Here is a 15,700-nt window from a genome sequence, read left to right as displayed (position 1 = left end):
CTTGCGTTATGTTGGGCAGAGCATCAACAAGGGGCCAAGCGGCGGGTTTTTAAAGTTAATGTTGGCTGGTCCTATGGCCTAGCGATGTGCAGCAGTGGCCGCAGGCCAGACCAAGCAGGCTTTGCCTGCGCAGGGCCGAGCGAATAGCGAGCTGCGAAACGTAGCGCCGCAGCTTTGCTGCGGAGGCCCCAAAACAGCAGCGAGCTGCGACAACCAGCCTCGAAGAGGCGCCAGTTCGATGAAGTAAACGACAACAAGGCCTTTAGGCCGCAGTTCGACGACCAACGGGAGTAACCGCCCGCCGCAGGCGGGAGGCCCCAAAAACGATTAAAAAGATGATTAATTATAAACGATATCAGCTAGCGAACGGCTTGCGTGTATTATTGCAGGAAGATCCGAGTAGCCCTATGCTTACGCTTTGTATGAACTATGAAGTGGGGAGCAAGGATGAATTGCCGGGCCGTAGTGGCTTTGCGCATTTATTTGAGCATTTGATGTTTGCGGGTTCTCAGCATGCGCCCAATTTTGATCAATTAATACAATTGGCGGGGGGCGAAAACAATGCCTTTACCAACCAAGATATGACCGTTTTTTATGACATTTTGCCTTATCAAAATCTAGATTTGGGGCTTTGGTTGGAAGCGGACCGCATGCAAAACCTTTGTATTGAGCCGCAGCCTTTGCAAAAGGAAAAGCGAGTTGTGGTGGAGGAATTTAAGGAAAGTTGTTTGGAAGAGCCCTATGGAGATTTGTGGCATATTTTGGGTGATTTAGCCTTTAAGGAACATCCTTATAAGCGGCCCGTTATCGGGGAAAGTTTTGAGCATATTGAGGCGGCTTCCTTGGATGAAGTTCGTGAATTTTATGACAACTACTATTGTCCCAACAATGCCGTTTTATCGATTTCGGGCAACATCAAGGCCGAAGAAGTATTGGAGCGGGTGGAGCATTGGTTTGGGCATATTCCGAGGGGGCCGGTCAAGCGGCCAGCCTATGCGGCCGAGCCGCCACAATTAGTCGCGCGCAAAAAAGTGCATCGGGCCAATGTGACCGATGCGGCCCTTTACATCGCCTTTCCGGCGGCGGCTCGTTTAGAAACGGCCTATTACTTAGAAGATCTTTTATCGGATATATTGGGTTTGAGTGATTCTTCATTGCTGGTTCGGCAATTGGTCAAGCAGCAAAAGCTCTTTAGCGAGTTGGATGTATACATTACGGGCACGGTAGAAGCTGGGCTTTTTGTGATAGAGGGCAAATTGCAAGATGGAGTAGGCATTGAGGAAGCTGAGCAGGCCGTTTGGGCGGCTTTGGAAGAATTTAAGGCTCAGCCGATTAGTGAAGAGCAGCTACAAAAGTTGCAAAACAACACCGAGCACAACCTCTTATTTGGGGAAATTCGGCCATTTCAGAAAGCCTTGAGTTTGGGATATTATGAATTATTGGGTCAGGCGCAGTTAATCAATGAAGAGGCCGATTATTATCAGCAGATAACGGCCAAGCAGCTTCAGTTGCAAGCCCAGTTTCTCTTTCAGCAAGAGAAGGCCTCGGTCCTTTACTATTTGCCTAATAATTAGGTTGATATAGCTTTAACATAGCGAAAAGGGAAGCCTGAGGGGGGAAATTCTTTCAATCAAAAAAAATACTGTACCTTTGCCAAAGTATTGAGCGCCAGAAAATCTAAGGGGGGGGGATTCAACCTTTAGTGGCATTCACTATCTAAGTGCATATAAATCATCATTGCCTTATGAACGCTATATTATTATTGAGCTTCTTCGGTCCAGAAATGATCATCGTTTTAGTGGCCATTCTTCTACTTTTCGGCGGTAAAAAAATTCCTGAACTCATGCGTGGTTTGGGAAGTGGAATCCGCGAGTTCAACGATGCTAAAAATAAAGTATCTAAAGAACTAGAAGCTGGCATTAACGAAGAACCCAAGGAGAACAAAAAAGAGTATGAAAAATCTTAAGTTGATTTTTTCTACTACTCTTTAGGCTTAAAATGGTAACTTTTGCAACAAATTGTTGTGGAAGTTACCATTTCCTATTTATGCTAGGGGCTTTTAAGCTTAAAATCAAGTCATTGCAACTAATTTCTCAAAAAAAATGATAAATTAGACCTGTTTTGATCACCCTACCCCATTTTCAAACGATTTAGTGAATTTTCACTAGAGCTTGCTTGGGCTTTATGTCCTTTTTTCTTTTTGCAAGTTTTTGTTCGATATCAATTTAAGATCTTATGAGACGGACTTTCTACCGCCTATTTATTTTTGCCTTTTTGTTCACCTTTGGACAAGGGCAACTGCAGGCCTCTCCAGACAAGGACCTCATTCCCAATAGTTTTCAAGCAGATGCTCCCTTTGTGGATAGCTTGAGCCAGCTGATGACTAGCTTGCTCAATGACTTTCCAGAGTTTTCGGATACAGAATATCAAGATCGGCTCAAAGCCCTTTCTGGTGCCATTGACTACCGCCTTGATCCTTTGACCAAAGAGCGAATTTTGATTCGCACGGGAAAATACCGCAGCAGTACCGAGGCTATTTTGGGCCGCAGTAAAATGTACTTCCCCATTTTTGAGGAGCATTTGGCTGCCCATGATGTCCCTCACCACTTGAAATATTTAGCCATTGTAGAATCTCATCTGAATCCCACAGCTCGCTCTATTGCTAGTGCGGTGGGACTTTGGCAGTTTATTCCTAGTTCGGGCCGCATTTTCGATTTGCGGATCAATACTTATGTAGATGAGCGCAGCGATACGCATAAAGCCTCTGAGGCAGCGGCTCAATTACTTCGCCGTTTGTATGATCGCTATGGCGATTGGGCCTTGGCCATGGCCGCTTATAACTGTGGGCCTGTCCGAGTAGATCGCGCAGTAAAACGAGCTGGCAGCAAGAATTTCTGGGCTGCTCGTCAATATTTGCCTAGAGAAACGCAGCGTTATGTGCCTTTCTTTATGGCTATGGTTTATGTGGGCGAATATTATCAGGAGCATCAGTTGATTCCTCAAGATATGCCCCAGGATTTAGTCCTTACCGATACTTTACATATTGATGGCGGGCAATCTTTGCGCAAATTGGCTACTGATTTTGACATTAGTTTGGATACCTTGAAGCTGCTCAACCCTTCTTATCGACGCAATTATGTACCTAAGGATAAGGATGCTCAAATTTTGCTCCTTCCCGCCCGCATTGTGGCCCAAGAAAGAGCTTACACTCGCGCTTTTAACCGCGTCCTAGAGATGCAAAAAGAGAATCCGCTCCGTGCCGTTCGCCGTATTCAGTCGCCTCAAGATCTTAAGCGTTTGGCCAAGGCTTACCGCTGTTCTGTGGCCGATATTTTGTTCTGGAACGAATTGCCCGCTGACTATCAACCTTATGCTGGCGACCTAATTGGCCTGAGAGAGCATCGAGTGAATGCGGACCTATTAGTTAGCCAGAAGAAGCAAGTTTCGGGTATTTCTATTGCCGCCCTAAAAGTGGTGGGGCTCAATGAAAAACAAGAGGCTAAAACTTCTTCTGTTTATCTAGGTACAGCCAGTAATACTGAGCTTGCCGCGAAGGTACCTCAGGCTGGTGCTGTAGCCGCTCGCCGCCGCTATACGAATATTGATGGCAAAACGGTTTTGCTTGAAGAGGAAACGATTAGAGCACAACCTAAGGCAGAACAAAAAGCAGAGATGGAAAAACGCCGCCAAGCGATTGAACGTCCCGCTTTGGAGGACCGTAGCCGTGGCCGCCGCCTTAGAAGTTATGGTTTTGTGGGCGCTGCTTCAACAGAACCACTGAATGACGAAAAATCAATAGCTAGCTCGGCACCTATTACGGCCCAGCCTGCGACTAAGTTGGCTAAAGAAGAAATCTCTACCCCCAAGGCTGAATTGCCCAAAACGCCTGAAGCTAGCGCTAAAGGAAGCAGCAGCAAATGGAATGAGGTAGAGCTGCAAAGTACAAATGATATTTTGGACCAAAGCCGCAGCCGCGCTAGAGTAGTTCGTGGTCGCACTGCAGCTCGCCTTCCTCAAGAGGTGTATGAGCAGAATAAATAAGTGATTTTGGAGCTGTAGGAAGGAAAATAGAAACGCCTGAGATAGATATCTCAGGCGTTTTTTTTGGCCAGCCTCCCCAAGGGATTCCTTAAGGAATCCCGCAGAGGGGTGGGTGGGCGGGATCTATGAGCGAATGAGGAGCGCAGCGACGAATACCGCATTGGCGTCCTACAGGCCCGAAGGGCCGCAGGCCTAGGGGCCCAAAAAGGTGGCCGCAGGCCAGACCCAGCGGGCGAAGCCCGCGCAGGGCCGAGCAAGCTTGCGAGCCTTGTAGGGGCCCGGCCGCCGAAGGCGGCAGGCCCCAAAAAAATAATTAAACTGCTACATTATGCTCCCGAAGGGCATCGTTGAGCGAAGTCTTTTTGTCTGTGCTCTCTTTGCGCTTGCCAATAATGAGGGCGCAAGGCACCTGATAGCTGCCTGCGGGGAACTCCTTGGTATAACTACCAGGAATCACGACAGAACGAGCGGGCACACGGCCCTTATAAGTGATAGGTTCGGGACCAGAAACATCAATAATTTTTGTGGATTGCGTAATGACCACATTAGCGCCCAAAACGGCTTCTTCTTCAACATGAACACCTTCTACCACAATAGAGCGAGAACCAATAAAGCAATTGTCCTCAATAATCACGGGAGCCGCTTGTAAGGGCTCTAATACGCCGCCAATGCCCACGCCACCGCTAAGGTGTACATTCTTGCCAATTTGAGCACAAGAGCCCACTGTAGCCCAAGTATCGACCATACTGCCTGCATCTACATAAGCACCAATATTGACATAGCTAGGCATCATGATGACCGAAGGGGCCAAAAAAGCGCCATGGCGAGCAATAGCATGAGGAACCACCCGAACGCCAAGTTCTGCATAGTTGGTTTTGAGTGGAATTTTATCGTGAAACTCGAAGGGAGGCACTTCAATCGTCTCCATTTTCTGAATAGGGAAATAAAGGACCACGGCTTTTTTTACCCAAGTATTGACGGTCCAGCCATCTGCTGTAGGTTCAGCTACGCGCACAACGCCCTTATCGAGTAGATCAATCACCTCGCGAATGAGTTCTTGTGTTTTGGCTTCTTTGAGTAACTCTCTATTGTCCCAGGCGGCCTCAATTGCCTCTTGAAATACTTTCATAACTTATAATTGATTGTAAAATAGTAATGGCTAAAAATAGCTAAGTCTTAGGCAAAAAAAAATAGATGCCCTCTGAAGAAGGCATCTATTTTTAAATTAGGCGAGTAGGAGACTATTCCTCTCCACCACCAAAGCTCATGGCTACTCCAACTTGGATTCCAAAGCTGCTAAAGTTGGTAGATGTTCGAAGTTGTTCGACAGGATCACCCGCATTTCTATTTGCGTTCGTATTTTGATCAATTTCATCTACAAAGTTAATCTGTGTATAGGGATCTACTCTCAAATCCATTACATCAATGATAGTTCTTGTAGTCATATCGGGTTGCATAAGTTCTACAATCTCTGCCTCTTTAGCCCGAATACGTAAGCCCGTATAACGAAGCTCGGCAAAGATGCGCACTTTATCATTAGGTACCTTAAAGTAAACACCAGCAAAAGCTTCATAGCCTAGAGTAAATTGTCCTTTAGACTCTACTTTTTGGGTAGCAGTGCCACTAATTCCTGTATACACATCTTCTGTATTAGAATATGTAGTCCCTGTAACAGGAATAACAAGGCCTAACCCGCCATAAGGTTGTACCATTCCTTCATTGCTTCCACGAACAGTAAAGTTGGGAGATAGGCGCAATTGACGGGTGTAAACTTCTGTCTTTGAAGTTTGCGAAGGATCAGTATACTCATCTCTAGTTACTGTGCTTCCAAATAGATAATCTACCCCTAAACCAAAGCCAAAATTTTGGCTAAAGTTATAGCCCAGATCTAGATTAACATCAAAACCGCCACCATAGGTGCCATAAATATTTGTTTCTGTAAAATCACCATTTGCATCTTCTACATAAGTAGTACCCAGTTGGTCTGTAGTACTTCCCATACCGTAGCCTACGCCCAAACGAGCATAGGGACCAGTTTGTGCCTTAAGGCCAAATCCAGCGAGCAAAAACAAGCTCAAGAAGCTAAAAAGTGCAGTACGCTTCATCATAATAAAGTCAGTTTAGATTGTTTGAAAAAGGCCTCAAAAGTGCTTGAAGCCTATAAGCTGAGAGCAGTTAAGTTGTCAGTCTTGTATCTCTTTTACCTTTCATAATTTAGGCTAGCAGAGATTCTGCATTTCATCCAAATATAAGCGCTTAGCGACTAAATTGCGAAAATAGTTTACACTTTTTTATGCTGCATATAACTTTATTTTAAAATTTTACTCGGTTTTAAAGGCAAAAAAAAGCCGTTTGGATAATTCCAAACGGCTTTTTACATTTTTAATACTGAACTAGAGTTCAATCTTGATATCCAAGATTTCTACCTGCATAATTCCTCCAGGTGTCTGAATATCGGCGATATCCCCTACCGCTTTACCCAATAAGCCCTTACCAATAGGAGAGTTTACAGAGATTTTTTTGGCTTTAAGATCAGCCTCTGACTCAGAAACCAAGGTGTAACTCATGGTCTTTTTAGTCTTGAGATTTTTCATTTTTACCGTAGAAAGCACCACTACCTTAGAAGCATCCAAATCAGCTCCATCAACAATGCGCGCATTGGCCATCACCGCCTCCATTTGGTTAATTTTAAGCTCTAACAAGCCTTGTGCTTCCTTGGCCGCATCATATTCCGCATTCTCCGAAAGATCGCCCTTTTCACGAGCCTCTGCAATTTGCTGAGCCACTTTTTGACGTTCTACAGTTTTGAGTTCTTCCAACTCTTTCTTCAATTTATTATAGCCCTCACGGGTCATATAAGAGATTTGCTTAGACATATTTTTTCAATTTTTAGCTGCCTAGCTTTTACGCTCAACAGTAAATTTCGTTTGTTTTTGACAGAAAAATAAAGGACGTTCCTCCTACTAAGAAACGGCCCCTTCCATAGTTATGTAGTTTTGCCCTACATAAAATAAGCAAAGAACGCCTAACTCCCCTGAGTCAAACGTTCCTACTGTTGTCTACTAACAAATATAGCAGTTTTATTTCGCTCTTGCAAGTTTTTAAAGCCTTACTCCTATTGCCTGCTAAAGGAGTTTTTATTCTTTCAAAACTCGACGCTTTTGGGCCTCCGCCTCGCTTCGCTCCTCGGCGGTTACTCCCTTTGGTCGTCGAACTGCGGCCTGAAGGCCTTGTTGTCGTTTCGCAGCTCGCTGCTGTTTCTGGGGCCTCCGCCTCGCTTCGCTCCTCGGCGCTACGTTTCGCAGCTCGCTATTCGCTCGGCCCTGCGGCGGCCTTGCCGCCTTGGTCTGGCCCTTTGGGCCACTGCTGCACATCGCTAGGCCTGCGGCCCTGACGGGCCTGTACACTCCAAAAGAAAAAAGCCCCTAAGCCAAAATGACCTAGAGACTTTTTACAAACTATATAAGTTAAAAGCTTAAGCTTTTTCTTCTTCGTTTTCCAACTCATCTAGCTCATCGCCAGTGCTGCTTTCAGCATCTTCAGCACCTTCAGCATAGTCAGAAACGTATTCTGTATATTTCAATGAACTAGCATCTTTTGTCGTATCTACTACAATTGGAGATGCAATAAACATAGAAGAGTAAGTACCCACAATTACCCCAATCAACAAGGCAAAAGCAAAACCACTAATGCCATCACCACCAAAGAAGAACAAGATGGCCACTACAAGGAATGTAGTCAATGAAGTAATTGAAGTACGGCTTACAGTACTCTGAATCGCTTGGTTAACGATATCCTTAATTCCCTTGCTATCCCCTTCGTTAGTTGCCGTCTCACGGATACGGTCAAATACAATTACCGTATCGTTAATCGAATAACCAATAATGGTCAAAATAGCCGCAATAAAGGCTTGATCAATCTCCATAGAGAAAGGCATAATACCTTTGAACAAAGAGAAGATACCCAATACCAAAAGTACATCATGGAATAGGGCCGCAATTGCACCTACAGAGAACTGCCATCTGCGGAAGCGAACAAAGATATACCCAAAGATAAAGAGCAATGAAATCAATGAAGCCCAAAAAGCAGACTGGCTAATATCATCTGCAATGGTAGGACCTACTTTAGAAGAAGCTGTCAAGTACAAACCTGCTTCTGTTACATTAGGCGCTTTGCCTGCTGCAAAAGCTTCAAAATCTACATCTGCAGAAGAGTAAGCTTTACAAGCTTGGTGGAGCTTAGTCAATACTTCAGTATCTGCTTCAAGTCCCTCTTTTTCTTGCATGAAAGAAGTAGTAATTTTTACTTGATTACCTTGATTAAAGGTTTTTACTACATTCTTGTCATAGCCATCAAAAGCCTTTACCAACTCTTCTTTTAGTTGGGGAACCTCTACTTGTTGAGGGAACTCTACCGTATAAGAACGACCACCTTGAAAGTCTACACCCAACTCAAAACCTTGAGTTGCCATAGAAGCAATACCAGCAATCAACAAAACAGCAGAAACCGCATAAGCAATCTTACGCTTACCAATAAAATCAAAGCTTACATTAGCCAAAACATTCTTGGTACTTCCTGTCCAAATAGAGACCTCTTTGTTATTGACCAAATAACGATCAAACAACAAACGGCCAAATAACACAGCAGTAAATACCGAACAAGCAACACCAATCATCAATACAGTAGCAAAACCTTTAATAGGTCCTAAACCATATTGGAAGAGGATAAGCGCTGTAACAAATGAAGTAACGTTGGCATCAATAATTGCCGAATAAGAGTGCTGGAACCCTGAAAGAATGGCTTCTTTCCAGTGCTGCCCAGCTCGTAATTCCTCACGAATACGCTCAAAAATAATTACGTTGGCATCCACAGCCATACCAATGGTCAATACGATACCAGCAATACCAGGTAGTGTCAATACAGTACCAAAAGAGGCCAAACAACCCAGGATAAAGAAGATGTTGAGGAAGAGGGCCAATACAGCAAGAATACCTGCCTTAGCATAGTATACCAACATGAAGATAAGCACCAACACGAATCCAATTACTAGTGCAAAAAGACCCGCATTTACAGTAGCTTGTCCCAAGCTAGGACCAACAACCGCTTCTTCAATAATTTCAGGTTTTGCAGGAAGCTTACCAATACTTAAAATATTGGCCAAATCACTTGCATCAGTAGCCGAGAAATCTCCTGAAATACTTGTGCTACCATTAGGAATTGCCTCATTAACACGAGGATAAGAATATACTTTGTTGTCTAGGGTTACCGCTACACAGAAGCCAACATTGTCCTCTGTCATTTTCTTCCATTTACGCGCCCCTTCATTGTCCATGTCGAGAGAAACTGCATAACCAGAGCCAGAAGGATTTTGAGTGGCGCGAGAAGAAACAACCCGTTCACCTGATAAATTTGCCTCAGCTTGACCACGAGTGCGTAATGCAAAAAGCTGCACCAAACGTCCTCCATTTTCTGACTTCTGAACTTTTGAGTCCCAAGCAAAACGAAGATCTTTAGGCAAAAGACGCTTTGCTTCAGCAGAACGAAGCATTTGCATCACTTCTGCAGTATCTTTGACCTGAGTATAGCCTACATAAGGATCCTTTTCTGTCTGAGGTGGAGCAAAGCCCATTACCTTAAATAAAGGACCAGGATTAGTAGAATCAGCTACAGTAGTAGCTGCAAAACTAGCATTGACAGAATCAATTTTTGCTTGCTTAACAGCCTCGTCTAGGCTAGTATCTGCCTTTACTTCTTCAATATAAGCCAAAGCCGAAGAATCAGGCTGAGGAGCAGCTGTACCTACAGCAGGCTCGCTCTTATCGTATTTGCTACCTTTTAGGGCCTCATTGAGGTTAACCAAAGGACCAGCAGTCTGTTGGCCCAATAGCTCAACAGCAGTATACATTTCCCAAAATTCTAGACTAGCTGTAGCTTGCAAGAATTCACGAGCACGTTTAGGACTGCGAACACCAGGCAACTCAACTGTAATTCGGTCGGTAGACTTATCTAGTGAAACAACCGGTTGTGCCACACCAAATTTATCAATACGCTGCTTCAACAAGTTGAAGGTACGCTCTACTGTTTTAGAAGCCTCTAAACGAATTGCAGTCAATACTTCCTCATTTGTAGAGTTAATATCAATGCCTTCCAATTTTTCAGTAGTTCCAAAGAAGCGAGCCAATGGCTTATCACTTACTTTGGCATATTCTTGACCAAACAAGGTCACAAAATCTACCTGAGCCGCAGCTTGAGCAGATTTGGAGTTAGCCAAAGCCTTCTGAAAGTTCTCATCAGAGGTTTGGTTGGCTAAAGTCTTAATTAACTCTTGCAAATCTACTTGAAGGACAACGCTCATACCTCCTTTCAAGTCCAAACCCAAAGCCAATTGGCCGCGCTTGAGCTCTTGATAAGAGTATGATTTGATTCCTAGATTCAAGACGGGCTCCTCAGAAATAGAGTCGAGGAAGTACTGTCTGGCCATATCATACTCTACAGCCTTAAGTTCTTGGTCCTGAATGCTATCCGTTGCCGCTTTAGCAAATTCGCTTGCACTGCGCTCGATACCGCTGGTCGGAATCATCAAAAAGAAGATGTACGAAATGACCAGGACTAACGCAATCGTAAAGAACTTTACGAAACTTTTCCCTTGCATGGTTTTAGCGTAATTCAATAGGTTTTAGAAACTAAAATAAGCTATCTATCTGGCCAATAACTGGCCCAATCATGGGGCTTTTATTTAGTTTCTCAATATAGTTTGTATAAAAAAACATATAGGCGCAGTGCGCCTATTTTGGCTTGCAAATATAGAACTTTTTGCGGGGGATAAAAAAATTATTCTAAGTTAAAAGCATTTCAGCAAATTACTAACTAATCCCCTCATTTAAAAACAACTGCCCCAGCCTAAGCTCCTGAAGGTCTAAAGAAGAAGCTTTGGCCCAAATTACGGCCAAAGGCCGTAAATGGCCTAGCGATGTGCAGCAGTGGCCGTCAGGCCAGACCGAGCCGCTGAAAGCGGCGAAGGGCCGAGCGAATAGCGAGCTGCGAAACGTAGCGCCGACGAGCGTAGCGAGGCGGAGGCCCCAGAAACAGCAGCGAGCTGCGACAACCAGCCTCGAAGAGGCGCCAGTTCGATGAAGTAAACGACAACAAGGCCTTCAGGCCGCAGTTCGACGACTGAAAGGAGTAACGCCCCAAAACCTCCCCTACTTTCTTCCTCCTCGGCGTTTTTGATTAGATAGCTGCTCTTTGGTGAGTGTAGGCTTTTCTTTTTTCTCTTCTACTTTGGGAGTTTCTTCTGGAATTGGCGCTGGATCAACCGCTGGCAAATCTGTCGCTTTTATCCCCCAAGCATAAGGCCCCGTCAAGCTCCAACGATCTTTTGGGCGCTCGGTCTCTAGCCATTTGAAGCCTTTAAGGCTCAGTTTTTTGTGATCGACCTGTCCCATGGGGTATAAAATGGCCTTGGGTTGGCCCATAAACTTGATCCGATCGACATTCCGCTCCTTAAAGCGAACCTGCATATCTGAGCAATCCATATCATTGACGCCCGCATAGCGGCCCTGCTCATCTAGCGCATAATAAACCATTTCGCCATTGTACTGAATATCGGCCCGCTGCAACTCATTGTCTAGAAAATGTGCCCGAATATCTCTGGCCTTAATCTGATTAAAATAAACCTCTTCTTTGCTTGAGGCCATAAAAGCATGATTGAGCAAAAGGAGCTCTTGCAAGGACTGATCCGCCAAGCGGCCCCGCAAAGTATCGGCCGTAAACTGGACCGAATCGAGCCAAAGCCGTGGATTTCCCCGCAGCTCAAAAAGCGAATCGACCTCACTGTAGGTTAAAGAATCGCCCAAAGCTTGAATATCGGACTTAAAGACCTGCACCTGATGGTAAGCCCGCAATTGATAGGCCCCAGCGCTGTCTTTTTCCATCCAAAAGGTATCGGCAGTCATCCAAAGACTGTCGCCATCCAATAACATCAGGGCAATCGGATGATCTTGGGCCAACATCTGTCCCGTCGAATCATTATAATAGACTGAGCCCGCCATCAAACGACTTTGTTCTACCGTATCTTCCAAAATAACTTGGCCCTTAGCCCAAGCTTCTTTACGACTCTCGCTATATTCTAAGGTTTCGGACCGAAGAATTTGGCTGCCTCGCTTGGCCGTCACCCCATCCTGAAACACCATGGCTTCTTTTTCTTCATCATAATAAGAATCTCCCGCCAAAATTTCTTGTTGATCCCCATCTTCTCCCTTGCGCTCAAAACGAGGATGGCCCAAAAACTCAAAACGGCCTTTCATCCCCCGCCGAACAATCGTATCCGCATACACCTTTTGGCTCTCTTCTTCCAAAATGGCATTGCCAATCAAATAATAACTATCCTCACTCCCTACATATAATATAGTATCGGCATAAGCTCGGCGGCTATTTTGGCCCTTGCGCTGCAAATAATAGGGCGAGCCCGTCAACTCGGCCCGCTCCGCCTTATTATCATAATAACCCGATTCGCAATAGACCAAATTTTCATCATCATACATATAGGTAGGCGCCAAAAAATAACTTTTTTCCTCCTCCGTATTAAAGGCCATAGAATCCGTAATCAACTTATATTTAGGGTGATTGAGCCGAACCGAATCTACAAAATAAGCCATTTTGGTCTCCAACTCATAATGTCCCCGCTTACTCTGCAACTGACTAGAATCTGAAACGATCAAAACCCCTTGCGGATAACTGGCCTTCTTTTCCTCCAAATCATAATGTAGATAATCGGTAAATAAGGTCATAGAACTATCCTGCAAAACGACCTGGTTCTTCAATTCTGCCTCTCGCCTTATCCCATCATAACGCAAGCTATCCGAAAAGGCCCGAATGCTATCTTCTTGCAGCATTTCCACATCTCCATAGGCCAAAACTTGGTCATTGGGCGCCTGCTGGGCCGTATCACACCAAAGGTGCATTTCTTTTTGCCTAAAATGAACCTCTCCCTCCAAAAACAAATAGCGGCCATCTGCCCGATTTTCGCCTCTTCCTTTATTACTGTGGAGCAATTGCACCCGACTCGTATCGCTGTTTGTACTATCCCTTTGGGCATAGCTCTCTAGCCCCAAAAACAACAAACAACAGAGCAATAAATAACGCATAGATTGCTTTTTTATCTTATTTTTTGGGGCCTCCCGCCTGCGGCGGGCGCTACGTTTCGCAGCTCGCTATTCGCTCGGCCCTTCGCCGCTTTCAGCGGCTCGGTCTGGCCTGCGGCCACTGCTGCACATCGCTAGGCCAAATGGCCCAACCCTTCTTTTTTGACCCCAAAGATCATTTTTCGCTTGGCTATTTACAAAAAAAGGGCCCAGAGAGCGGCCAAAACCGATTTCTCTGGGCCTTTATCAGACAATTAACCACTGGTTATTTGTTCTTCTCGGCCTCTTTTTCAAGTAGCTTTTGCTCTTTCTTATAGGCTTTGCCCATCCCGTAAGGTTTGTATTTACCACTCAATACGGTGCGGTAACGCTCTGGGTGGCGGCGAATATCTTCCATCAACAGGCTCATTTCTGCAATGGCTTTTTCTACATCTTGCAAAAGGGCCTTATCATGCATCAAAGCAGAAAGCAAGCCTTCTTGGTCCTTAAAATTGGTCAATTCTTGCAATTGGGCCATGAGCTTGTTGGTTTCGGCCAAGGTTCCCTGCATTCCTTCCGCCAATTGACCAAATTCTTCGATGGTGTTTTTGGTTGCCCCCAAGGTCTCCGACAATTTAGCCGATTTCAACTCCTCAGAAAGGGTGGCCAAATTACTCATCAAGGCCGTGATTTGCTCATTGTTTGCTTTCACATTACCTGTAATGGACTCCATATGGCTCATCGTATTGACAAAGCTATTGGTAGAGCGCTCCAACAAAACAGATAGCAACTGACTAATCACTTTGAGATTTTCAATACTTGCTTGTACATCATGTACAGACTTTTTAAGGCCAGATTCCTCACTTTTAGCCAATTCTCTAAAGGCTTGCGTCAAAGAATCAATACGCCCCATATAAGGCTCAATCAGTTCTTGGGCCATATCAATCATACTTCCTGCTTCTCCACGAACCTCATCGCCCGTTTGTAGACAATCTGCTCCAGAACAACTCCCATCAAACTCCATGGCCACCGCTTTCCCACTCATAATACTGAGGGTTACCAATTTTGGCTTTACGGTCTTGGGCACATCTACCCCCTTATAAAGGTGCATCTCAACAAGGACCTCCTTAGGGTTTTTCTGGTCCAAATACATATGGGTGACAGCCCCTACTTGCAAACCGTTAATTGTTACGGGAGCCCCCACTGCCAAACCATCTACAGCCGTAAAACGCCCTGTAATTACCGTATCATTCGATAGGATATTGTTTCCTTTTAGGAAGTTGTACCCCCAGATTAGTAGGAAAATAGAGAAGGTCCCTAGAATTCCTATCTTTACTTCGTTAGAAATTTTCATGGTTTTAATTTAGTTTGATGTAGCGCTCTGGATGTTGGCGAATGTCTTCTATTTGCCTAGCCATCTCGGCGGTTTTGGTCTTGATATCGGCCTTTAATTTGGCATCATGTAATAACCAAGCATAACTGCTGCTATCGGCAGGATTATCTACCTTGTCCAATAGCATTTGTACCGCAATAATCTTGGCGTTAATACTATCTAAGTTGGGAAGGGGAATATCTGTGGGAATCATAGCTGGCAACTTCTGAATAACAGAATCTGCTACTAGTTGGTCGGTTAATTCCTTATAATCAGTGATCTTTTGATTGATTGTGGCCTCTTGAGCATCTACTTTTTCAGCCAAATCTCGCAAATCGAGCAGCACGCCAATAGCGGCTTGCCCTTTTAATTTTAATTCCTTATCCTTAGCTGTCAGCGCTCTAAAATGGGCCAAATCGGCTTGTAGTCCGCGCACTGCTTGGACTAAACTATCTGAGGTGGGGAACCACTCTTGCAGCAAGCTATCTACAGGATCGAGATAAGGTGCGGCCATATCTCGAATATCGGTAAGGTAAGAGCTATTTCGGCCCTTAATCACATCTCCTTCTTTGAGGTAGTCTTCTGGTCCGCAATTTTCTTTATAGGGCTTTTGCAAACGCAGATAAATCATATCCTTAGAAATGGGGCTGGCCCCATGCGAGTAAGCCACTACATTTTTAGGAATTTTTTTGCCTGGGGTAATACCTAAAGTCACTCGAATTTGGCCACTGCCATCCGTGCGCAAAGCAATGGCTTTCACAAAGCCCATTTCCATTCCATGCAAATAAATATATGCCCCGATATCAAGGCTACCCACCTCCTTAAAGTCGGCATAAAGGGTCGTTTCTGGATTGATGCTAGGCACAGACCGCAGGCGTTGGTAAATCACAATAAAGCTAATGATAGACACAAAAGCGATAATGCCGATCCAGATGTATTTTTGTCTATTTTCCAAACTATGGTATCTAATTGGTCCAAAAAATTGGGGCAGTCATTTGGCCTAGCGATGTGCAGCAGTGGCCGCAAGGCCAGACCGAGCCGCTGAAAGCGGCGAAGGGCCGAGCGAATAGCGAGCTGCGGAACGTAGCGCCGCAAGGCAAAGCCGCAGCGGAGGCCCCAAATCTTGAAAGGGCAAAGGTACATAAAAGTTTTTGTGTTTAAATAG

At 44.9% G+C, this 15,700-nt stretch carries 10 protein-coding genes; 3 read left to right on the top strand and 7 right to left on the bottom strand.

The annotated features are described in order from the left end of the window. Positions 1 to 335 precede the first annotated feature (335 nt). The 3 genes from PPO43_RS07780 (at position 336) to PPO43_RS07770 (ending at position 4,041) form a co-directional block, all read left to right on the top strand. A complete protein-coding gene (locus tag PPO43_RS07780) occupies positions 336 to 1,574 on the top strand; it encodes a M16 family metallopeptidase (protein WP_272621241.1) in 1,239 nt (412 codons plus the stop codon). A 170-nt stretch (positions 1,575 to 1,744) separates the two neighbouring features. Then, positions 1,745 to 1,966, top strand: a complete 222-nt coding sequence (locus PPO43_RS07775; RefSeq protein WP_272621240.1) for a Sec-independent protein translocase subunit TatA/TatB — start codon at positions 1,745 to 1,747, stop codon at positions 1,964 to 1,966. 269 nt (positions 1,967 to 2,235) lie between these two features. Further along, positions 2,236 to 4,041 (top strand): lytic transglycosylase domain-containing protein, encoded by a 1,806-nt coding sequence (locus PPO43_RS07770; RefSeq protein WP_272621239.1) that lies wholly within the window; start codon positions 2,236 to 2,238, stop codon positions 4,039 to 4,041. 313 nt (positions 4,042 to 4,354) lie between these two features. On the opposite strand, the gene PPO43_RS07765 is transcribed toward PPO43_RS07770, so the two are convergent. The 7 genes from PPO43_RS07765 to PPO43_RS07735 all read right to left on the bottom strand — a co-directional run bounded on the left by PPO43_RS07765 (position 4,355) and on the right by PPO43_RS07735 (position 15,490). After that, positions 4,355 to 5,170 carry a 2,3,4,5-tetrahydropyridine-2,6-dicarboxylate N-succinyltransferase gene (locus tag PPO43_RS07765; RefSeq protein ID WP_272621238.1) on the bottom strand — a complete coding sequence of 272 codons (816 nt, stop codon included), beginning with the start codon at positions 5,168 to 5,170 and terminating at the stop codon, positions 4,355 to 4,357. A 112-nt stretch (positions 5,171 to 5,282) separates the two neighbouring features. Next, the gene (locus PPO43_RS07760) at positions 5,283 to 6,149 is read right to left on the bottom strand and encodes an outer membrane beta-barrel protein (RefSeq protein ID WP_272621237.1); all 867 of its coding nucleotides are present in this window, start codon (positions 6,147 to 6,149) and stop codon (positions 5,283 to 5,285) included. A gap of 285 nt (positions 6,150 to 6,434) precedes the next feature. Continuing rightward, positions 6,435 to 6,917: a transcription elongation factor GreA gene (gene greA / locus PPO43_RS07755; RefSeq protein WP_272621236.1), complete on the bottom strand. Its 483-nt coding sequence runs from the start codon at positions 6,915 to 6,917 to the stop codon at positions 6,435 to 6,437. A gap of 599 nt (positions 6,918 to 7,516) precedes the next feature. After that, positions 7,517 to 10,693, bottom strand: coding sequence for a protein translocase subunit SecDF (gene secDF, locus PPO43_RS07750; RefSeq protein WP_272621235.1), 3,177 nt, complete (start codon positions 10,691 to 10,693; stop codon positions 7,517 to 7,519). 550 nt (positions 10,694 to 11,243) lie between these two features. Continuing rightward, a complete protein-coding gene (locus tag PPO43_RS07745) occupies positions 11,244 to 13,187 on the bottom strand; it encodes an OstA-like protein (protein ID WP_272621234.1) in 1,944 nt (647 codons plus the stop codon). Between the two features lie 262 nt (positions 13,188 to 13,449). Next, complete coding sequence (locus PPO43_RS07740) at positions 13,450 to 14,517, bottom strand: MlaD family protein (RefSeq protein ID WP_272621233.1); 1,068 nt, start codon at positions 14,515 to 14,517, stop codon at positions 13,450 to 13,452. Between the two features lie 4 nt (positions 14,518 to 14,521). Next, complete coding sequence (locus PPO43_RS07735; RefSeq protein WP_272621232.1) at positions 14,522 to 15,490, bottom strand: MlaD family protein; 969 nt, start codon at positions 15,488 to 15,490, stop codon at positions 14,522 to 14,524. Positions 15,491 to 15,700 lie beyond the last annotated feature (210 nt).

Origin of the sequence: Saprospira sp. CCB-QB6, assembly GCF_028464065.1 — a bacterium.
Classification (GTDB): domain Bacteria; phylum Bacteroidota; class Bacteroidia; order Chitinophagales; family Saprospiraceae; genus Saprospira.
This window is presented reverse-complemented; position numbering and strand designations above follow the sequence as displayed.